Source organism: Streptomyces sp. NBC_00316 (assembly GCF_036158715.1).
Taxonomy (GTDB): Bacteria; Actinomycetota; Actinomycetes; order Streptomycetales; family Streptomycetaceae; genus Streptomyces.
The window spans coordinates 7,299,555-7,319,743 of the sequence record NZ_CP108023.1 but is presented as its reverse complement, the minus strand read 5'-3'; the positions used below and the strand labels follow the sequence as shown (position 1 = coordinate 7,319,743).

At 71.3% G+C, this 20,189-nt stretch carries 18 protein-coding genes, 1 pseudogene and 1 riboswitch; of the genes and pseudogenes, 5 read left to right on the top strand and 14 right to left on the bottom strand.

The features are described from left to right. Window positions 1-120 precede the first annotated feature (120 nt). The gene (locus tag OG878_RS32595; RefSeq protein WP_328890090.1) at window positions 121-519 is read left to right on the top strand and encodes a hypothetical protein; all 399 of its coding nucleotides are present in this window, start codon (window positions 121-123) and stop codon (window positions 517-519) included. A 492-nt stretch (window positions 520-1,011) separates the two neighbouring features. Here the strand turns inward: OG878_RS32595 and OG878_RS32590 are convergent, their stop codons facing one another. Then, complete coding sequence (locus OG878_RS32590; RefSeq protein WP_277325064.1) at window positions 1,012-2,184, bottom strand: acyl-CoA dehydrogenase family protein; 1,173 nt, start codon at window positions 2,182-2,184, stop codon at window positions 1,012-1,014. A gap of 558 nt (window positions 2,185-2,742) precedes the next feature. Here OG878_RS32590 and OG878_RS32585 point away from each other — a divergent pair. Next, a pseudogene (locus OG878_RS32585) lies at window positions 2,743-3,269 on the top strand (glycosyl hydrolase family 18 protein); the annotation flags it as partial. Window positions 3,270-3,338: 69 nt separating this feature from the next. On the opposite strand, the gene OG878_RS32580 reads toward OG878_RS32585, so the two are convergent. Next, entirely contained in the window at window positions 3,339-3,488 is a 150-nt protein-coding gene (locus OG878_RS32580) for an SCO1431 family membrane protein (protein ID WP_328890089.1), read from the bottom strand. A 116-nt stretch (window positions 3,489-3,604) separates the two neighbouring features. Further along, a complete protein-coding gene (locus OG878_RS32575; protein WP_328890088.1) occupies window positions 3,605-4,978 on the bottom strand; it encodes a peptidase C39 family protein in 1,374 nt (457 codons plus the stop codon). A gap of 175 nt (window positions 4,979-5,153) precedes the next feature. Between OG878_RS32575 and OG878_RS32570 the strand changes: the two genes are divergently transcribed. Continuing rightward, window positions 5,154-5,783 carry a uridine kinase family protein gene (locus tag OG878_RS32570; protein ID WP_328890087.1) on the top strand — a complete coding sequence of 210 codons (630 nt, stop codon included), beginning with the start codon at window positions 5,154-5,156 and terminating at the stop codon, window positions 5,781-5,783. Between the two features lie 359 nt (window positions 5,784-6,142). Further along, window positions 6,143-8,062, top strand: a complete 1,920-nt coding sequence (locus OG878_RS32565) for an AAA family ATPase (protein ID WP_328890086.1) — start codon at window positions 6,143-6,145, stop codon at window positions 8,060-8,062. A gap of 113 nt (window positions 8,063-8,175) precedes the next feature. On the opposite strand, the gene OG878_RS32560 is transcribed toward OG878_RS32565, so the two are convergent. The 11 genes from OG878_RS32560 to OG878_RS32510 all read right to left on the bottom strand — a co-directional run bounded on the left by OG878_RS32560 (window position 8,176) and on the right by OG878_RS32510 (window position 18,788). Continuing rightward, complete coding sequence (locus tag OG878_RS32560) at window positions 8,176-9,288, bottom strand: hemolysin family protein (protein ID WP_328890085.1); 1,113 nt, start codon at window positions 9,286-9,288, stop codon at window positions 8,176-8,178. Continuing rightward, the gene (locus OG878_RS32555; RefSeq protein WP_328890084.1) at window positions 9,285-10,655 is read right to left on the bottom strand and encodes a hemolysin family protein; all 1,371 of its coding nucleotides are present in this window, start codon (window positions 10,653-10,655) and stop codon (window positions 9,285-9,287) included. Before OG878_RS32555 ends, OG878_RS32560 begins: the two co-directional genes overlap by 4 nt. Before the next feature lie 184 nt (window positions 10,656-10,839). After that, window positions 10,840-11,304 (bottom strand): PH domain-containing protein, encoded by a 465-nt coding sequence (locus OG878_RS32550; RefSeq protein WP_328890083.1) that lies wholly within the window; start codon window positions 11,302-11,304, stop codon window positions 10,840-10,842. 84 nt (window positions 11,305-11,388) lie between these two features. Next, window positions 11,389-12,237, bottom strand: coding sequence for an ATP phosphoribosyltransferase (gene hisG / locus OG878_RS32545; protein WP_328890082.1), 849 nt, complete (start codon window positions 12,235-12,237; stop codon window positions 11,389-11,391). Between the two features lie 73 nt (window positions 12,238-12,310). Next, a complete protein-coding gene (locus OG878_RS32540) occupies window positions 12,311-12,583 on the bottom strand; it encodes a phosphoribosyl-ATP diphosphatase (RefSeq protein WP_018524273.1) in 273 nt (90 codons plus the stop codon). Window positions 12,584-12,618: 35 nt separating this feature from the next. Further along, entirely contained in the window at window positions 12,619-13,104 is a 486-nt protein-coding gene (ribH, locus tag OG878_RS32535; RefSeq protein ID WP_030919009.1) for a 6,7-dimethyl-8-ribityllumazine synthase, read from the bottom strand. 29 nt (window positions 13,105-13,133) lie between these two features. Then, a complete protein-coding gene (locus tag OG878_RS32530) occupies window positions 13,134-14,423 on the bottom strand; it encodes a bifunctional 3,4-dihydroxy-2-butanone-4-phosphate synthase/GTP cyclohydrolase II (RefSeq protein WP_328890081.1) in 1,290 nt (429 codons plus the stop codon). Beyond that, entirely contained in the window at window positions 14,420-15,064 is a 645-nt protein-coding gene (locus tag OG878_RS32525) for a nicotinamide mononucleotide transporter family protein (RefSeq protein ID WP_277325075.1), read from the bottom strand. Before OG878_RS32525 ends, OG878_RS32530 begins: the two co-directional genes overlap by 4 nt. Next, window positions 15,061-15,669 (bottom strand): riboflavin synthase, encoded by a 609-nt coding sequence (locus OG878_RS32520; RefSeq protein ID WP_328890080.1) that lies wholly within the window; start codon window positions 15,667-15,669, stop codon window positions 15,061-15,063. Before OG878_RS32520 ends, OG878_RS32525 begins: the two co-directional genes overlap by 4 nt. Further along, entirely contained in the window at window positions 15,670-16,770 is a 1,101-nt protein-coding gene (ribD, locus tag OG878_RS32515; RefSeq protein ID WP_328890079.1) for a bifunctional diaminohydroxyphosphoribosylaminopyrimidine deaminase/5-amino-6-(5-phosphoribosylamino)uracil reductase RibD, read from the bottom strand. 158 nt (window positions 16,771-16,928) lie between these two features. Next, a riboswitch (FMN riboswitch) is annotated at window positions 16,929-17,059 on the bottom strand. Window positions 17,060-17,597: 538 nt separating this feature from the next. Further along, the gene (locus OG878_RS32510) at window positions 17,598-18,788 is read right to left on the bottom strand and encodes an ROK family transcriptional regulator (RefSeq protein WP_328890078.1); all 1,191 of its coding nucleotides are present in this window, start codon (window positions 18,786-18,788) and stop codon (window positions 17,598-17,600) included. A gap of 149 nt (window positions 18,789-18,937) precedes the next feature. Here OG878_RS32510 and OG878_RS32505 point away from each other — a divergent pair, with 149 nt between their 5' ends. Continuing rightward, window positions 18,938-20,164: an MFS transporter gene (locus OG878_RS32505; RefSeq protein WP_328890077.1), complete on the top strand. Its 1,227-nt coding sequence runs from the start codon at window positions 18,938-18,940 to the stop codon at window positions 20,162-20,164. The last annotated feature ends 25 nt before the right edge of the window (window positions 20,165-20,189 follow it).

Sequence of the window (20,189 nt, the reverse complement as noted above, 5' to 3'; positions counted from 1 at the left end):
ACCACAGGTTTACGGGTAGGTAGCCGGCAGCCTCGCGGTTACGGCCGATGCGCGACGGGAAGTGCTTGCTGTGGTCGAGGCCGTGGCGCCTTGTCGGCCCACCTGAGGGGGAGATTCTCCATGCAGAGCCTGAAGCTCACCGGACGTACCGAACCGGAGCCTGCCGAACCCGTCGAGGACGCCGCTCCCGACGCGTACGACACCTTTGAGATGTACCGGGTGATCTGCCCGGACTGTGCACAGCCGATCGCGCTGCTGGCCGACGAGGACGTGCTGCCGGAGCACGCGCTGTGCCCGACCCCGTGGAACCCGTTCGTCCTCACGGTGTGCGCCGGTACGGGCCGTGACGCCGCACAGGCGCGTCCCGCCGACGAGTCGCTCGAACTCCAGGAGCAGGAGACGGCTCTGCTGTTGACGCTCCCTCAGGGGCTCGACTGGAGGATGCAGCCCTTCTCGCACGCCGGCGGTGCCGGTTCGCGCCCGCTCCGGGTCCCGCAGATACGCCGCAACGCGGCCTGACGCGACCTGACGCCGCGTGAAGCGGCCCTCCTGCGCCGGGAGTTCCCCGGCAGCACCTGACAGCATCTGCGCTGCACCACGACGGCCGGACCGGCGTGGTGCGGGCAGCATCGGGCACGCCCGCGAGACAGGTGACCTCCGAGGCGGGGGACCCTGACGAACGGGCGCTCGAATCCCTTCGGCAGTGACCAGGCCCGGCCCTGCGGCGTTGGCCGGGCATGACCCTGCTGCACTCAACGGCCGGACCCGGTCGCCGTCGTCTCGCCGCTCCGGCCCCCGAAAAATCGGTTCCGCAGCCCGGTTCGCAGCCGGCGCCCCAGCCCGCGTCCGCCCCTTCCCCACCACGCGCGGTGCCGCACTCGACCGATCCGCCCATCTACCGGGCCATGCTGAGCCATTGGGAGTCCACCGGCCGGACCCTGCCGGGCCGCCTTGACCAGGAGTGGAACCGGATCATGACGACACCGGTGTGGTCGGACCGGCCGCTGCGGTTCAGTGCGTCTCGGGACCCGCGAGGTGGCGCGCGATGACCATGCGCTGGATCTGATTGGTGCCCTCGACGATCTGCAGCACCTTGGCCTCGCGCATCAGCCGCTCGACGGGGAAGTCGAGGGTGTAGCCGTAGCCGCCGAGGACCTGCACGGCGTCGACGGTCACCCGCATGGCCGCGTCGGTGCAGAACAGCTTGGCCATGGCGGCCTGCCGGGAGAACGGCCGGCCCGCGTCACGCAGTCTGGCCGCCTCCAGGTAGAGCGCCCGGCCCGCCTCGATCTGAGTGGCCATGTCGGCCAGCATGAACCGCAGCCCCTGGAAGTCGGCGATGGGGCGGCCGAACTGCCGCCGCCCGGTGGCATAGCCGAGGGCCTCGTCGAGGGCCGCCTGCGCGACACCGATGGCGCAGGCGGCGATACCGAGGCGCCCGGAGTCGAGCGCGGACAGGGCGATGGCGAACCCCTGGCCCTCCTCGCCGATCCGGCGCGCGTCGGACACCCGTACGCCGTCGAAGTGCAGCTGGGCGGTGGGCGAGCCCTTCATGCCCATCTTCTTCTCCGGCAGGGCCGCGTTCAGCCCCTCGGCGTCACCGGGGACCAGGAAGGCCGTGATGCCGCGGGCGCCCTCGACGCCGGTACGCGCCAGCACCGTGTAGAAGTCGGCGATTCCGCCGTGGGTGATCCACGCCTTGGTGCCGGTGATGACCCAGTCGTCGCCGTCCCGCACGGCCTTCGTGCTCAGCGATGCCGCGTCGGAGCCGGAGGCGGGCTCGGAGAGGCAGTAGGCGCCCAGCAGGCCGCCTCCCAGCATCGCAGGCAGGTGTTCCGCCTGCTGATCCTTGGTGCCGTATCCGGCGAGGGCGTGGCAGGAGAGCGAATGGACGCTGACGCCGAGGCCGACGGTGAGCCGGGCGGCCGCGAGCTCTTCGAGGACCTGGAGGTAGACCTCGTACGGCTGGTCTCCGCCGCCGTAGGCGGAGTCGTACGGCAGACCGAGCAGCCCGGACTCGGAGAGCAGGGTGAAGACTTCACGCGGGAACCGGCCGGCGTCCTCCTCCTCCGCCGCCCTCGGTGCGATCTCCCGCTGACTGATGTCGCGGACGAGCGCGACGAGCTGCCTGGATTCCTCGGTGGGCAGTCGACGCTCCACCAACTGCGGGGCACGGTCGGACATGACGGCGCTCTCCTCCCTGTCGGGCGTTGCGGCGGTCGCACGCGCGGGGTGTGGGCGGCGCCGCCGGGGGATTGTCCGGACCACGGGCCCGGACAAGCACTACTACCCAACCGATGCCGTGCCCCCGGATTACGAGAGCTGCTGGCCAGCGGCTGTGGCGGGTCGAGTATGCACGATCCGACGGTATCCGTCACGGGGTGACAGGGCAGGTGGCCGGAGGTCCGAGCGGGCCCGGATTGCCCTCGAAATGGTCCGAACCATTGACCCAACTGGTCTAGTCCATCTACGGTTCCACACCGGTCGGTCTTATCGCGTGCATGTCAAGTTCGCGTGAGATCGGCGCCTGCCCCCCACTCGTAAGCCCCCTCCCCCACGAGGAGCCACGAAGACCGGACTTCACCGTCCCCGCGCCCGGCTCCGGGCGCTCGCCTCAGCCGTCTGCACCGCAGCCCTCGCCGCCGCCCTCCTCGGCGCCGCAGGCCCGGCGTCGGCCGGCCCGGCCACGACACACGCGCCCGCCGAAGCCGCCCCCACAGCGGCCGGCAGCAAGGTGGTCGGATGACCTACGACTTCTTCGGCGCTTGGGACGCGCAGGGCCCCACGGCTCCTCACTCCCCGCTGACCTCCTACACCGGCATCCCGAAGGAGGGCTTCACCACCGACGCCGCCCTCACCGAGCTCAGGGCTCTCGGCGCCCCCGCGTCGAAGCTGCTGTTGGGGATCGGGTTCTACGGCCGCGGCTGGTCGGGGGTTGTGAGCTGCTGTCGGTCCCACGACTCACTCACGCGCACTGGCTAGGAACGGTGACGCAGGACGCGCCGGGCGGTACGGCCACCGGCGCCGCCCCGGGTACGTACGAGGCGGGCATCGAGGACTACAAGGTCCTCAGGAACCGCTGCCCGGCGAACGGCACCGTGGCGGGCACGGCGTACGCACAATGCGGGACCGACTGGTGGAGCTACGACACCCCGGCCACCATCGCCACGAAGATGTCCTACAAGAACCATCAGGGCCTGGGGGGCACGTGCTTCTGGGAGTTGAGCGGCCACACCAGCGACGGTGAGCTGATCGACGCGATCAACTGACCGCGGCAGCAGGGCGTTCGGGGCGGGGAGCCATGGAGGCTTCCCGCCCTGCCGCGGCCGTCATGCGTCTCACATGAGGCCGATCTGGGTGACGAACATGGCGATGACGACGACGAGCGTCCAGCCAAGGATGTTCTCCACCAGCTTGGACCGGTCCTCGGGACCTCCGGTCCGCGCACGGCGGCGGGCAGTGACGGTGGCTGCGCTGGTTGCGGTCATGGCATCTCGCTCGGTCGTCCGGCAGTGAACGTCCCCCCGTGACCGTCCACAGTGCCAGCCGGACGGGCTCCCGGGGTAGATGATGTCGGTCACTGTCCCCGGGAGCCCGGCCCCCGTCAGCAGATGCCGACGGCCTGCAGAGCCCGCCTCTGGGCGGGTGTCGGATGCGCCGGGAAGTACAGGTAGCAGACGCCGCCTGTGCCGGACGACACATTGCCGCTCGCGTTGTAGCGCTTGGTGCGCAGCCAGATCGTCTCCCACTCGTGACGCTTGTAGACCCGGCGCACGGCCTCGTCGTTCGGCGAAGCCGGGTCGTTGGCGATCACATCGCCGTCCTCGGTGAACCCGATCACGGTCATGAGGTGGCCGGAAGTGCCGTACCCGGCCCCGGTCAGCTCCTCCTTGAGGAAGGACTGGGACGTTATGGCCGGGATGCCGGCCCGGATCAGGGTCTCCAGGTCCGTCAGCGAGCTCAGCCTGGTCACCACCGCGCTCATGTCGTCGTACGTCGCGGCGTAGGCGGCGTTGAACGGCCAGTTGCCGCAGCCCTCGTACTGGTAGTCGTACGTGAAGCGGGCCGCATGGCAGACCTGCGGGTCGGCGATGTCCGGATTGACCCACGCAAGGTCCTCGGCGCTGGGCTTACGGCCCCAGTACTCGATGATCATCTGCGAGGAGGTGGGGCTGCACCACGCCTCGCCGCCGTTGTCGTACTCGGGGTACTGGCCCGCGTGCACGCTCTGCGAGAAGCGAGGCACGGGCAGTTCCCGGGCGAGGCCGGGGACGCTGGGCTCCACGGTGAACCGGTCGGGGATGTCCGAGGCCATCGCGCCGAGCCGCCACACGGTGGGCGTCAGCCCGCTGCCCGGGGTGCGGTACAGCGTGAGCCGCAGCCGGTACGAGACCAGCCGCAGCCCGCTCGCCGCGTCGTCCACCGAGAAGGTGTCGGTCCAGATGGAGCTCTTGCCGTCGGTCTGGTCGTCCACGGAGGTACGGCGGATGTCACCGTCGCCCGCTGCCCAGCGGCCCATCACGTACCACGGGGTGTCGGTGGCGTCCGAGTAACGGCCGCTCAGCTCGATCTGGATCCAGGTGCCGGCCGGCGTGTGCGCATTCCAGGACGCGATGACCTCGGTCGCCGGGACGGCGGACAGGTGCCGGGGCGAGGTCCAGGTGGCGTACTCCCAGGTGGCGGTCTTCCCGGTGTGCGGGTCGGTGTAATCGGTACGTCCCCGCGGGGCGGCGATCACCAGACCGGGCCGGCGGCCCGCCACGGCGCGGGTCCCGTCACCGGAACCGCTGCGCCAGTCGGTGTACGTACTCCAGGAGCGGTTGTCCACGAGAGAAGCGGCCGCCGCGGGCGCGTGCCCCGGGGCGGCGGGCCGGACGGCGGCGGCCGCGGATCCGGCGGCCGAGGCCGTTCCGGTGGCTGCGGCCGCTACCGCGAGCGCGGCGGTCAGCACGGTTCTGCGTGAGGTCGGTCGGTTCATGGGCAAGACCTCCGGTTGTCAGGGGAAAGGGGCTGCAGGTGCACGACAATGCGCCAACTATTGCGGGTCGCCGCCGGATTCGGCCAGCGATTCGCGTGCTGCCGCGAAACCAATATTGGTCTGGTCCACTGGCGTGACCTGCGGTTGCGTCGGACGGCCTCGTAGGCTGGCCCGTATGAGCGACCTCGCGCGACACGCCTCGCGGCTGCACACCCTGCCGCCGTCCTGCGGACCGGTGCGGCTGATAGCCGTCGACGGTCACGCGGGGTCGGGCAAGAGCACCCTCGCGTCCCGGCTGGCAGCCGCGCTCGGCGACGCGCCCGTGCTGCGCCTGGACGATCTGGCCACGCACGAGGAGCTGTTCGCCTGGGTGGACCGGTTGCGGGACCAGGTGATCGGACCGCTGTCGCGCGGCGAGAGCGCGCGCTACGCGCCGTACGACTGGACCACCCGGCGCTTCGGCCCGCCGCGCACGCTGGAGCCCGCGCCCGTGGTGCTGATCGAGGGGGTGGGGGCCGGCCGCCGGGCGCTGCGCCCGTTCCTCGCACGCCTGTGGTGGATGGAGCTCGGCCCCGCCGCAGCCTGGGAGCGGGGGCGCCTGCGGGACGGGCCGGCGCTCTCGGCGTTCTGGGACGGGTGGACCGCGGCCGAGGAGCGGCATTTCGCTGACGACCCCTCACGTCCGTACGCGGATGCTCTGGTACGGCAGTTGCCGGTGGGGTACGAGTGGCTGGAGGGACCCCGGGCGACAGCAGGAGCGAACCATTCCGTCACACACGGTGAACCTCCCGCAGCGACATACTGAGCAGTCGGAAAACAGCCCGGAAGTGCCTCGACTCTGCTTGACCCGGCGGCCGTACAGGTCTTACGTTCTCAATGTGCGGCTTTTCGGAGCCCTCGCAGACACGAAGCCCCCGGTTGTTCCCCCGTGACCGGGGGCTTCGTTCTGCCCGCACATCCCGGCGGGTACGACCGTGCACACACTTCCGCTCACCCTCGGTCACGGTTCCCGTTCAGCCTGCGGCGCTCTTAGTCGCGCACTCCCTGCGCAGGTACGATGCCTCTCGGTGCGGTCAATTCCCGTCCACGGCACAGTGGTTCAGCGCGCCTCGACGGGCGGTCGTGCGGCGGGACATCCTGGGGGCACGGCTTGTGGGGGACCTGATGGACATCGGCACGCAGGGCGCACAGGCCCCGGCCGACCTCGCCTGGCTGCGCGGCGTGGACGCCTACACGATGGGCGCCTATCCGCAGGCCGAAGAGGAGTTCAGAACCGCGGTGCGGCTGGATCCCGGCATGGCGGACGCCTGGCTCGGCCTTCACGCCCTGCGGATCGACACGACGACCGCATTACTGCGGATGTACCGGCACCGCGACCGGTTCGGTGAACAGCGCACCCGCCATCGACGCACACTCAACTCCTGGTACTGGCTCGGCTGGTGGGTGCAACCGGTGCTGGAGAGCCCGCGCGATCTGCTGCTCGCGCACGCATCGCACTGGCTGGACGGGCGGCATGTCGCCGAGCTGGACCGGGCGTTGGCCGGACTGCCACCGGTGGACACGGACCCGCAGGTGCGGTTCCTGCACGCCTGCCGGTCCTATCTGGTCAAGGACTGGGAACAGCTCGTACGCAATACCGAGCAGCTGGTCGACGATCCGCTGCTCGGCATCGAAGCGGGGCTGTTCGGCGGCATGGCGCGGGTGCGCCTGGAGATGTTCGGACAGGCCGAGCCACTGCTCTCGACGGCGCTGATGCGCTGCCGCAGCGAACAGCCGCAACGCAAGGAACTGCGCTACTGGCTGGCCCGCGCGCACGAGGGCACCGGCCGCAGCGCGGCCGCCCTGCCGCTCTACCGGGCGGTCCAGCGGATCGACCCCGCGTTCATGGACACCTCCGCACGGCTTGCCGCCATCGCGGACTACGACGGCCTCGAGGGCACCGACGAGGTGTCCGGTCTCGCCGCCGTGTCGCTGACCGGGTTCGGGGTGGACGGCACGGTCGCTGAAGCGCAGACGGACGGTGACTCGCTGCTCGGCACCGATCTGGTGGACGGCCGGGAGCTTCGGCCGGGCGAACCGCAGAACCTCCCGGGCGCCGGTGGGCCGCCTCCGGCCGACGGGACGGGAGCGCGGGAGAAGACGGCCGTGCCCGGCCAGTCCTCCCGGCAGCCGTTCCCCGCGGGGCCGAGCGATCCGGTGCTGCTCGCCGAGGCGCTGGCGGAACTGGAGCGAATGGTCGGCCTCGAGCCCGTCAAACGCCAGGTCAAGGCGTTGTCCGCGCAGCTGAACATGGCACGGCTGCGGGCCGGCCAGGGGCTTCCGGTACAGCCGCCGAAGCGGCACTTCATCTTCTCGGGCCCCTCCGGAACCGGGAAGACCACGGTGGCCCGGATCCTGGGCCGGGTCTTCTACGCGCTGGGTCTGCTCGGCGGGGACCATCTGGTCGAGGCCCAGCGCTCCGATCTGGTCGGCGAGTTCCTCGGCCAGACAGCGGTCAAGGCCAATGAGCTGATCGACTCGGCGCTCGGCGGGGTGCTGTTCGTCGACGAGGCGTACAGCCTCTCCAACTCCGGCTACACCAAGGGTGACGCCTACGGGGACGAGGCGCTGCAGGTGCTTCTGAAGCGGGCCGAGGACAACCGGGACCATCTCGTCGTCATCCTCGCGGGGTACCCGGAGGGCATGGACCGGCTGCTGGCCACCAACCCCGGGCTCTCCTCCCGCTTCACCACCCGGGTGGACTTCCCCAGCTACCGGCCGCTGGAGCTCACCGCGATCGGCGAGGTACTGGCCGCCGACAACGACGACGTGTGGGACGAGGAGTCCCTGGATGAGCTGCGCTCGATCAGCGGCCATGTCGTCGACCAGGGCTGGATCGACGAGCTGGGCAACGGCCGGTTTCTGCGCACGCTGTACGAGAAGAGCTGCGCGTACCGGGATCTGCGGCTGTCGGGGTACGCGGCCGTGCCCACGCGCGACGATCTGGCGACGCTGCGGCTGCCGGATCTGATGCAGGCCTACGGCGAGGTGCTGTCCGGCCGGGGGCCGGCGGACCGGGGGCTGCAGGAGCCGCCGGGGCTGTGACGGTGGGGGAGACCGCGGGTGGAGGACCGGAGCCGCCCGGCGGCCGGTTCGTCCCCGACCGCCGGGCGGGCCCGGGTGCGGCGCCCGCCCGGCGAGGGGACCGCGCCTTGTCGTCAGGCTCGTGCCGCCAGGGGCTGACGTTCGTCCGTGCCCGGGGACACCGGTGCCACCTCGACCGTACGGCGGGGTACCGAGACCCGGTGTGCCGGGTCGCGTACCTCACCCACCAGCATTTCCAGGACGTCCTCCATCGCGACCAGCCCGAGCACCCGGCCCGACGCGTCGGCGACCTGGGCCAGGTGGGTGGCCGCCCGGCGCATCACCGTCAGCGCATCGTCCAGGGGCAGTTCGGCCCGCAGTGTCACCATCGGGCGCCACACGTGCTGCGGAACGGCCCGCTCGCCGTCCTCCAGGTCGAGGACGTCCTTGACGTGGAGATAGCCCATGAACGGGCCGCCGCCCTCCGCGCAGACCGGGAACCGCGAATAGCCGGTCCGTACGGTCAGTTCCTCGATCCGGTGCGGGGTGACCGACGGGTCCACCGTCACCAGGTTGGCCCGGTCGAGCAGCACATCGGTGACGGGCCTGCTGCCCAGCTCCAGTGCGTCCTCCAGCCGTTCCTGCGCCTCGGGTTCCAGCAGCCCGGCCTGTCCGGAGTCCTCGACGAGCCGGTTGAGCTGCTCGCTGGTGAAGACGGCCTCGACCTCGTCCTTGGGCTCGACACGGAAGAGCCGGAGCACCAGCCGGGCGCAGGCGCCCAGTGCGGAGGTGACCGGGCGGCAGAGCCGGGCGAAGCCGACCAGGCCGGGGCTGAGCCAGAGCGCGGTCTTCTCCGGCGCCGCCATGGCCAGGTTCTTCGGGACCATTTCGCCGATGACGAGATGGAGGAAGACCACGAAGACCAGTGCCAGCACGTAGCCGAGCGGGTGAACGAGGCCCTCGGGCAGGTGCGCCGCGTGGAAGACCGGCTCCAGCAGATGGGCGACGGTCGGTTCGGCGACCGCGCCGAGCGTCAGTGAACAGACGGTGATGCCGAACTGGGCGGCGGCCATCATCTGCGGCAGGTTCTCCAGCCCGTACAGCACCTGGCGGGCCCGGCCGGAGCCGGCCGCCGCGAGGGGCTCGATCTGGCTGCGGCGTACCGAGACGAGCGCGAACTCGGCGCCCACGAAGAAACCGTTCGCCAGCACGAGGAGCCCGGCGAAGAGCAGTTGGACGATGCTCATCGTGCGACCTCCAGGACGCCGCGGTCCACCGACGGCACGTCGACCGCTTCGGGCTCATCGGCGGTGCGTACGAAGCGCACCTGTTCGGCACGGTAGTGACCGACCTCACGGACCGAGATCCGCCAGCCCGGCAGTTCGGCCCGATCGCCGGGGGCGGGGATCCGCCCGAGGAGGTCGGCGACCAGCCCGGCCACCGTCTCGTACGGCCCTTCGGGCACGTCGAGACCTATCCGGCGCAGGGTGAGGACCCGGCAGCTGCCTTCGGCGTCCCAGGCGGGACGGCCGTCCTCCGGAGCTGCGGCCACCAGTTCGGGCCGGTCGGCGCCTTCCGCGTCGTGCTCGTCCCTGACCTCGCCGACGAGTTCCTCGATGATGTCCTCGAGCGTGACGACTCCGGCGGTGCCGCCGTACTCGTCGACCACGACGGCTATCGGCTGCTCGTTGCGCAGGCGTTGGAGCAGTTGTTCGACAGGCAGGGTCTCGGGTACGAGGAGAGGCGGTACGGCGATCCGTCCGGCCGTGGTGCGCAGCCGCTCCTGTGCGGGTACGGCGAGCGCGTCCTTGAGGTGGATCATGCCGACGACCTCGTCGATCCGGTCCCGGTAGACCGGGAAGCGGGAGAGGCCGGTGGCGCGGGTGAGGTTGAGGACGTCGGCCGCGGTCGCGGTCGACTGCAGGGCGCTGACCCTCACGCGCGGGGTCATCACGTGCTGCGCGGTGAGTCCGGCGAGCGACAGGGTCCGTACGAAGAGGTCGGCGGTGTCCTGTTCGAGGGTGCCGGCCTCGGCGGAGTGACGGGCCAGGGAGACCAGTTCACCGGGGGTGCGGGCGGAGGCCAGCTCGTCGGTGGGCTCGACACCGAGCAGCCGTACCAGCCGGTTGGCGGCGGTGTTCAGGAGGGTGATCACGGGCCGCAGCGCACTGGCGAAGCGGTGCTGGGGGCCTGCGACGAACCGGGCGACCTGGAGCGGCCGGGAGACCGCCCAGTTCTTCGGTACGAGCTCGCCGATCACCATCTGGACCGCGGAGGCGATCAGCATCCCGATCACCACGCTGACACCCGGCACGGCCCCGCCGGGGAGTCCGGTCGCGGTGAGCGGGCCGGCCAGCAGCTGGGCGAGGGCCGGTTCGGCGAGCATGCCGACGACCAGTGAGGTGATGGTGATGCCGAGCTGGGTGCCGGAGAGCTGGAAGGAGAGCTCGCGCAGGGCGTCGACGACGGTACGGGCCCGCCGGTCGCCCTCGGCGGCGGCGCGCTCGGCGTCCGGCCGCTCGACCGTGACGAGCCCGAACTCGGCTGCCACGAAGAATCCGTTGGCGAGGATGAGAAGGAATGCCGCACTGAGGAGCAGCAGGGGGGTGGTCATGCCGCCGCCTCCTGGGAAGGGGCGGCGCAGGTACTACCGGACGATCCGTCCATTGCTGGAGGGAGTCACTCCTTGGGTCGAAGGAAAGCCCCGCCGGCCTCAAGGACCCTCGGTGCGGGGCGGGGCGCACGGGGCGCCGCCGACCTCCAGAGTAATCAAGAAGTGGCCCTGCGGGGCAGGGGGCTCAGCCGTTGTCGGTACCGGTGCCGTGGTTCTCGGCGAGCGCACGGAGCATACGGGCATCGCGGATGGCCTGTTCCTTGGCGATTCCGGGCTGGATGCCGAGGGCCGGCATGCTGGTCCCGTCGCTGAGGTCGAGGAAGACCCACGGGTCGCCGACGCGCAGGTTGACGCGGACGATCTCCGCCCAGGACAGCCGCCGGGTGCGGGTGAGATTGACCACGGTCACCCCGTGGTCGTCGGCGACGACCTTGGGGCGGCTGAGCAGCGCCAGCACGGCGAAGAAGAGCAGTGCGGTGAGGATGAAGCTGCTCCGCTCCCCCGGGCTCAGCTGCTCGAGGCTCATCGCGATGACGGTGATGACGACGAACATCGCCACTCCCACGGTCAGCAGGACGACCCGGGTACGGGTCGGCCTGAAGGTGACCGGGAGTTCGGGGAGTTCGGGCCGGGGCGCGGGGGCGGACATGGTGTTCTTCTGTCTTCCGGTGAAGTCGGGCATCCAGAGGGTCCGGGGGCCGGCTCCCCGGGTGGGTCGCCGGCCGTCCGGCCGTCAGAGGCGGCAGGCGTGGATGGCCGTCGTGAGAATGGCGCGGGCGCCGAGCTCGTACAGGTCGTCCATGATCCGCTGGGCCTCCCTGGCGGCGACCATGGAGCGGACGGCGACCCAGCCCTCGTGGTGCAGCGGGGAGATGGTCGGCGACTCCAGGCCCGGGGTGAGGGCCACGGCGCGCTCCAGGTGCTCCACGCGGCAGTCGTAGTCCATCATCACGTAACTGCGGGCGACCAGGACGCCCTGCAGGCGGCGCAGGAACTGCTGCACCTTGGGGTCGTCCTGGGGCGCACCCGTACGGCGGATGACGACGGCCTCCGACTTCATGATCGGCTCGCCGATCACTTCGAGCCCGGCGTTGCGCAGGCTGGTGCCGGTCTCCACCACGTCGGCGATGACCTGGGCGACCCCCAGCTCGATGGCGGTCTCGACCGCGCCGTCGAGGTGGACGACGGAGGCATTGACGCCCACGTCGGCGAGGTGCTTGGCGACGATGCCCTCGTAGGAGGTGGCGATCGTCATGCCGTCGAAGTCCTGCGGGCCGTGGGCCGTGCCGGGCTTGGTGGCGTAACGGAAGGTGGAGCGGGCGAAGCCGAGCTGGAGGATTTCCTCGGAGTCGGCCCCGGAGTCCAGCAGCAGGTCGCGTCCCGTGATGCCGATGTCGAGACGGCCGGAACTGACGTAGATCGCGATGTCGCGCGGCCGCAGGTAGAAGAACTCGACCTCGTTCTCGGGGTCGACGAGGACGAGTTCCTTCGACTCCTTGCGCTGCTGGTAGCCGGCCTCATGGAGCATCGCCATCGCAGGCCCGGAGAGTGAACCCTTGTTGGGGACGGCGATGCGCAGCATGAGGTCAGGTTTCCTTTGCGAGGAGGGAGTCTTGTACGGACGTGCGGATGTCAGGGCAGTGGAGAGGTCGTACTCAGAGATGGGCGTAGACGTCGTCGAGAGAGATCCCGCGGGCGACCATCATCACCTGGACGTGGTACAGCAGCTGCGAGATCTCCTCGGCGGCGGCGTCCTTGCTCTCGTGCTCGGCGGCCATCCAGACTTCGGCGGCCTCCTCGACGACCTTCTTGCCGATGGCATGGACCCCCTTGTCCACCAGCTCGGCGGTGCGGGAGGTGGAGGGGTCGCCGTTGGCGGCCTTGAGCTGCAGCTCGGCGAAGAGCTCTTCGAAGGTTTTGTTCGCCATGATGCTTCTTAGAGTACGGGGTGCCGCCCCCTCGCTCAGCGCCAGGGCTCGCTGACGGTGCGCAGCGTGGCGGCGGTGGCGACGGCCGCGGTGACCGCTTCGTGCCCCTTGTCCTCGTTGGACCCTTCGAGACCGGCCCGGTCGAGTGCCTGCTCCTCGGTGTCACACGTCAGTACGCCGAAGCCGACCGGGACCCCGGTGTCGACGGCGACCTGGGTGAGGCCGTTGGTCACGCCGTGGGACACGTACTCGAAGTGGGGAGTGCCGCCGCGGATGATCACGCCGAGAGCGACGATCGCGTCGTAGCCGCGGCCGGCCAGAACCTTGGCGACGACCGGGAGTTCGAAGCTGCCGGGGACCCGGAGCAGGGTCGGCTCGTCGATGCCGAGGTCGTGCAGGGCGCGCAGCGCGCCGTCGACGAGGCCGTCCATGACCTTCTCGTGCCACTGGGCGGCGATCACCGCCACTCGCAGGTCACCGCAGTTGCGTACGGACAGTTCGGGTGCGCCCTTGCCGCTCATGTCTCTCCTACCGTTCGTTTCCGTGCTCGTTACTGGTTGCCGCAGGTCGACACCGAGGCGGTGTCGAGCCAGGGCAGGTCGTGTCCCATGCGGTCCCGCTTGGTGCGCAGGTACCGCAGGTTGTGCTCGCCGGCCTGGACGGGCATCGGTTCGCGTCCGGTGATCGCGAGACCGTGCCGCAGGAGCGCGGCGGTCTTGTCGGGGTTGTTCGTCATCAGCCGGACGCCGTGGACGCCGAGGTCCTTGAGGATCTGGGCGCCCGCCCCGTAGTCCCGGGCGTCGGCGGGCAGGCCGAGCTCCAGGTTGGCGTCGAGGGTGTCGACGCCGCGCTCCTGGAGTTCGTACGCGCGCAGCTTGGACACCAGCCCGATGCCGCGGCCCTCGTGGCCACGCAGATAGACGACGACGCCGCGGCCCTCGTCGGTGATGCGCTGCATGGATGCGTGCAGCTGCGGGCCGCAGTCGCAGCGCTGGGACTGGAAGATGTCGCCGGTCAGGCACTCGGAGTGGACCCGGACGAGAATGTCGTCGCCGTCGCCGAGGTCGCCGTGGACGAGCGCGACATGCTCGACGCCGTCGACGGTTGAGCGGTAGCCGTACGCCGTGAAATCACCGAACGACGTCGGCAGCCGGACCTCGGCCTCACGGCGCACGGTCGGCTCGGAGGAGCGGCGGTACGCGATCAGGTCCTCGATCGAGATGATCGTGAGGCCGTGCTTGCGGGCGAACGGGACGAGCTCGGGCAGGCGCAGCATCACGCCGTCCTCGCCGGCGATCTCGACGATCGCGCCGGAAGGCCGCAGCCCGGCGAGCCGGGCCAGGTCGACGGCGGCCTCGGTGTGGCCGTTGCGGACGAGCACGCCGCCGGACCGGGCGCGCAGCGGGAAGATGTGGCCGGGGCGCACGAAGTCGGCGGGACCCGCCTGGCCGCCGGCCAGCATCCGGAGCGTGGTGGCCCGGTCGGCGGCGGAGATGCCGGTGGTCACGCCGTGCGCCGCGGAGGCGTCGACCGAGACGGTGAAGGCCGTGCGCATCGACTCGGTGTTGTGCGCGACCATCTGCGGCAGTTCGAGCCGCTCGAGCTCGTCGTTCTCCATGGGCGCGCAGATGAGGCCGCGGCACTCGCTCATCATGAAGGCCACGATCTCGGGGGTGGCCATCTCGGCCGCGATGACGAGGTCGCCCTCGTTCTCCCGGTCCTCGTCGTCGACGACGACCACGGGGCGTCCGGCCGCGATGTCACGGATCGCCTGCTCGACGGGGTCCAGCGACAGGTCCTCGGTGTTGTCGTGGCTGTACCAGGTGGGCTGGGCACTCATGCCGGGGCTCCTTCCAGAGCGGGGGTCCGCGTCCGCAGCCACCAGTCGCGCATGCCCCACAGGACGAGGGCGCCGTAGATGACGTAGACGAAGCCGGAGAACGCGAAGCCGTTCGCGAAGTTCAGCGGGACGCCGACCAGGTCGACGAGCAGCCAGGCGAACCAGAACTCGACCATGCCGCGCGCCTGGGCGTACATCGCGACGACGGTGCCGACGAAGATGTACGCGTCCGGCCAGGGGTCCCAGGAGAGCGACGGGTAGGCGGTGAACAGCCCGCCCACGGCGAGGGTGCCGAGAGCGGCGCCGCCGACCAGGTAGCCGCGCTCGCGCCAGGTGGCGAACCGTACGGCGACGGAGCCGTCCTGGGCCTGCTGCCGGCCGCGGTTCCACGACCACCAGCCCCACGCGGCCACGACGATGACCACCAGCTGCTTGCCCGCGCTGCCCGAGAGATGGGCGGAGGCGAAGGCGACCAGCAGGATGACGCCGGACAGCAGCTGGGCGGGCCAGGTCCACAGGGAGCGGCGCCAGCCGAGCGCGAGGGCGATCAGTCCGATGATATTGCCGATCATGTCGGACCACTTGATGTGCTGGCCGAAGAGGGCGAACGCCTCGGAGTTGAGCCAGTCGAAGGCGCTCACTTGGAGTCCTCCCGGCCCCGGTCGCCGAGCAGCCGCTCGACGTACTTGGCAAGGACGTCCACCTCGAGGTTGACCGGGTCACCGGCCCCCTTGATGCCGAGCGTCGTCAGCTCGAGGGTGGTGGGAATCAGGCTGATGGTGAAGTAGTCGGGTCCGGCGTCGACGACGGTCAGGCTCACGCCGTCGACGGTGATCGAGCCCTTCTCCACCACGTAGCGGGTCAGGCCGGCGGGCAGGGAGATCTTCACGAGCTCCCAGTTCTCGGAGAGCTTGCGCTCGAGGATGCGGCCCGTGCCGTCGACGTGGCCCTGGACGATGTGCCCGCCGAGCCGGCCGCCGAGCGCCATGGGGCGCTCCAGGTTGACCTTGGAGCCGGTCTCCAGCGCGCCGAGACTGGAGCGGTTGAGCGTCTCGGCCATCACATCGGCGGTGAACTCGTGCTCACCGAGCTCGACGACCGTGAGGCACACACCGTTCACGGCGATCGAGTCGCCGTGCTTGGCGCCTTCCGTGACGACGGGACCGCGCAGGCGGAATCGGGAGGCGTCGCCGAGCTTCTCGACGGCGGTGACCTCACCCAGTTCTTCGACAATTCCGGTGAACACTCAGTTTCCCTTCCGGGCAGGGCCGGGGACGGCGGTGATGCGCAGATCGGGGCCGATGCGAACGGTCTCGGTCACATCGAGGCGCAACGCCTGGGCGATGGTGGAGATTCCGGCGTCGGCGAGGGCCGCGGGGCCGGCGCCGAGGAGCACGGGAGCGAGATAGCCGACGACCTTGTCGACCGTTCCCGCCGCGACGAAGGCCCCGGCCAGGGTCGGGCCGCCTTCGAGGAGTACGGAGCGGACGCCGCGCGCGTACAGCGCGGCGAGCAGGGCCGGGATGTCCAGGCCGCGGCCGGTGGCTGCGCGCGGCAGCCGCAGGACGGTTCCCTCGGGGAGATGGCCGGTGTCGGCGTCCTCGGCGACCGCGACCAGGGTGGGCGCCGTGCCGTCGAGGACGCGGGCGCCCGGGCGTACCGCGTCGGCGCCGGTGTCGACGACCACCCGCAGCGGCTGTACGGCGCCTTCGACGCCTCGGACACCGAGCTGGGGGTCGTCGGTACGTGCGGTGCCGGAGCCGACCACGACGGCGTCGGCCTCGGCGCGCAGCCGGTGGACGTCGGCGCGCGACTCGGGAGAGGTGATCCAGCGGCTGGTGGCGTCTGCGGCGGCGATCCGGCCGTCGAGGGTCGCCGCGTACTTCCACACGACGTACGGGCGGCCGACCCGCACCGAGGTCAGCCAGGCGGCGTTGCCGGCCTCTGCCTCGTCGGCGAGGAGCCCCTGCTCGGCCTTGACACCGGCCGCGCGGAGGGTGTCCGCACCCCCGGTGGCCTGCAGGTTCGGGTCGGCGACCGCGTACACCACACGGCTGACGCCGGCCTCGATCAGCGCCTGGGCGCAGGGGCCGGTGCGACCGGTGTGGTTACAGGGTTCGAGAGTGACGTAGGCGGTCCCGCCCCGCGCCTTCTCGCCCGCTGCGCGCAGGGCGTGGATCTCGGCGTGCGGCCCGCCGGCGCGCTGGTGGAAGCCTTCGCCGGCCGGGCGTCCTTCGGCGTCGAGGATCACACAGCCGACGACCGGGTTGGGGCTGGTGGAGCCAAGTCCGCGGGCGGCGAGCGTGATCGCTCGGCGCATGGCGGTGCTGTCGGCTGCGGTGTCCACCGGGTCCTCCTGCCTCTTCGGGCACGGACTCCGGGGCCTGTCGATGACGACAGATGAAGCGGAACGCAACGAGGAACGCCGAAACCGAAGACACGGACGCGGGTGTTCCGGAGATCCGGAAGCGCGTCCGCCGACGGCGGCATACCTGTGACGGCCCGCCGCGCACTGCCTCCCATCCGGACTTTAACCGTCGGTCCAGGAATCTCACCTGGTCAACCGGCCGCTGGATGCGGACGGGTCGCGGACTGTAACCGCCGGTTCGGAATTGCACCGACCCCGGAGTGCGCTGCTGCTGGTACAGGATCAGTCTGCCATGCCCGGTCCTGGGCCAAACGGGCGAGCGGCTGTGGGGTGCCTCACAGACGGCCTCGCACGCACGCCCGACCGGTCGCCCGCCCAGGGCACCGGATCGCCGACGCCCCGCCCTGCGTGGGCCCAGTCACCCTGCATCCGGTCCCGAGCCACCTTTTCTGGCACGCCGGCCCCAGGACGAGGATTCCGGTGACCGGCGGTACGGGAACACGCGTCCGCCGGGTGACGGACAGGCTGCGCCGGTGCCCATGGGGTCCGGATCCTGAGCCGCCATGCGCAGCCGTGCGCCGCCGGTCCGTGCGACGGGCCAGGCGATGCCGGGTACCGGCGCGGCGGGCACCTGACACCCGAACGGGCCGTCGGAAAGGCCGCGTTCGAGGAGTTCCTCGCGCAGCGATTCCAGCGCCGTCCGGGGTGAACGGCCGTCCGCGTCCTCATCGGCGGCCGGCGCGGCCGTCCCGGGTCGGCGCCCGCCCGTCCCGCGGAAAGCGCCGCAGCCGGCCCCGCCGGACCGTTCAGCCGCCCGGGGCGAACAGTTCGTCCTGAGCCGCCTCGCGGGCGGCGAGAAGCGCGCCCCTGAGAACGGCCGAGCCGCCCAGCAGTCCGGCTCTGACCTCCGTACGCAGCGGGGACATCATGGCCAGCCGCTCCTCGACCCGGGAGGCCAGCGCCTCACCGCCCGCGTGGCCGACCTCGCCGGCGAGAACCACGCAGCCGGGGTCGATCACCGAGGCGACGGCGGCGGCGCCCACCGCGAGACGGTCGGCGAGGGCGGACAGGAACGCCTCGCTGTCCTCCTCCCCCGCCAGGGCCGCCCGTACGGCGAACGCGGCGGCCGGCTCCTGTTCCCCGGAGTCCATCCGCGCACGCACGTCGATGCCGTGCTCCAGGGCCAGCTCGACGACCGGTGCCGAGCCCACCAGGGAGTGGAATCCGCCGTCGCAGCTGACCGCGGAGGGGACCCCCATCGCGCCCGGTACGGGCAGGAAGCCGATCTCGCCCGCACCGCCGGACGCTCCGCGGCGCAGCCTGCCGTCCAGCATGACCGCTGCGCCGATGCCGTGACCGAGCCAGAGCAGGACGAAGGTGTCGCGGCCGCGGGCTGCGCCGGCCCGGTGCTCGGCGACGGCGGCGAGGTTGGTCTCGTTCTCGACCAGCACGGTCGCGGGCAGCCGATGCTGCAGCACCCGGACCAGACGGCGGTGCCAGGCAGGCAGTCCGCTGGTGTCGCGGAGTTCGCCGGTGACCGGGTCGATCAGGCCGGGCGCGCCGATTCCGACGCTGTGCAGCGGCGCGGCACCCGCCTCGCGCGCGGTGCGCTCCAGCAGCGCGGCGGCCTGTTCGGCGGCGGCCTCGGTGCCGGTGTCGCTGCCGATCGGCAGGGTGGCCTCGGCGAGCGTGACGCCGAGGAGATCGGCGACGACGACGGCGACGCTGTCGGTGCGCACGTCCAGGGCGGCGAGGTGGGCGCGGTCGGCGACTATCCCGTACAGCCGGGCGTTGGGGCCGCGTCGCTCGGCACCGCTCTCACCGACCACCCGGATCAGACCGGCGCCCTGCAACCGCTCCACCAGATCGGCGACGGTGGGGCGGGAGAGTCCGGTCAGGGTCTTGAGCTGGGTGGCCGTCAGGGGGCCGTCCTCCTGGAGCAGTCGAAGGGCGAGCCGGTCGTTGATGGCCCGGGCGGTGCTCGGTGATGCGGGCATGCCAGGATCCTTCCAGATCACTGCCGTGCGGTGAGAGACCTTGACGGTCTATTTATCAGGCAGGGTTCCTGATAGTTTACTGTCCGCACCGTGACGACAGGCGCGGAGATCGACCGCGACCGAGAATTCCCAGGGGAGGGCACGGCGGCATGACGACGCAATCCACAGAGACGGTCTTCGGCACGGAGCAGGTGAGGCGGGCCAGGATCGCCGTCGCCGCGGTCTTCACCGTGCACGGCGCGGTGACCGGCAGCTTCGCCACCCGCGTGCCCTGGATCCAGGACCACGCCGGTGTCAGTGCCGGGCAGTTGGGCATCGCCCTGGCCTTCCCGGCGATCGGCGCCTCGCTCGCCATGCCACTGGCCGGTGCGATCAGTCATCGCTTCGGCGCCAGAACCGCCCTGCGCGGGCTGCTGGCGCTGTGGACGCTTGCGCTGGTACTGCCCGCACTGGCACCGAACCTGCTGACCCTGTGCGCGGCACTCTTCGTCTACGGGGCGTCCGCCGGCATGTCGGACGTGGCCATGAACGCCCTCGGCGTCGAGGTGGAGAACCGCCTGGACAAGTCGATCATGTCCGGGCTGCACGGCATGTGGAGCGTGGGCGCCCTGATCGGTTCGGCGGCGGGCACCGTGGCCGCCCATGCCGGCACCGACGCCCGGCTGCACCACGTCCTCGCCGCTCTCGCGCTCACCGTGCTCGGCCTGGTCGCCTGCCAGGGCGTACTGGACCTGCGCAGCGAACGGGACCAGGAGCCGCCGCCGCGGTTCACCCTGCCCCCCAGGTCGGCGCTGATCATCGGCGCAGTGGGGTTCTGCGCGGTGTTCGCCGAAGGCGCCAGCCTGGACTGGTCGGCGGTCTACCTCCGGGACATCATGGACAGCTCCGCCGGGCTCGCGGCCGCCTCCACGACGGCGTTCGCGCTGACGATGGCCGTGGCCCGGATCGCCGGGGACAAGGTCGTCGACCGGTTCGGTGCGGTCAGGACCGTGCGAGTGGGCGGATTGCTGGCAACCGTCGGGGGTGTGCTGGTGGTCTTCGCGCCGGGCGTGGTTCCGGCGATGTGCGGTTTCGGGCTGCTGGGCCTCGGTGTCGCCGTGGTCGTCCCCCTCGCGTTCGCGGCGGCGGGGCGCAGCGGGCCGAACCCGAGCCAGGCGATCGCCGGCGTTGCCACGATCACGTACACCTCGGGGCTGATCGCCCCGTCGGCGATCGGTTCGCTGGCCGAGGCGACCTCGCTGGTCGTGTCGTTCGGCCTGGTGACGGTGTTGGCGTTCGGTCTGGTGCTGGGGGCCGGGGTGCTGCGGGCGGGCGACCGCCAGGTCGCGGCGAAGGCGGCCGGGGTACCGGAGACGGCGGCCGAGCCCCGGGCCTGATGGGCTCGTTCCGCGGGCGGGGCTC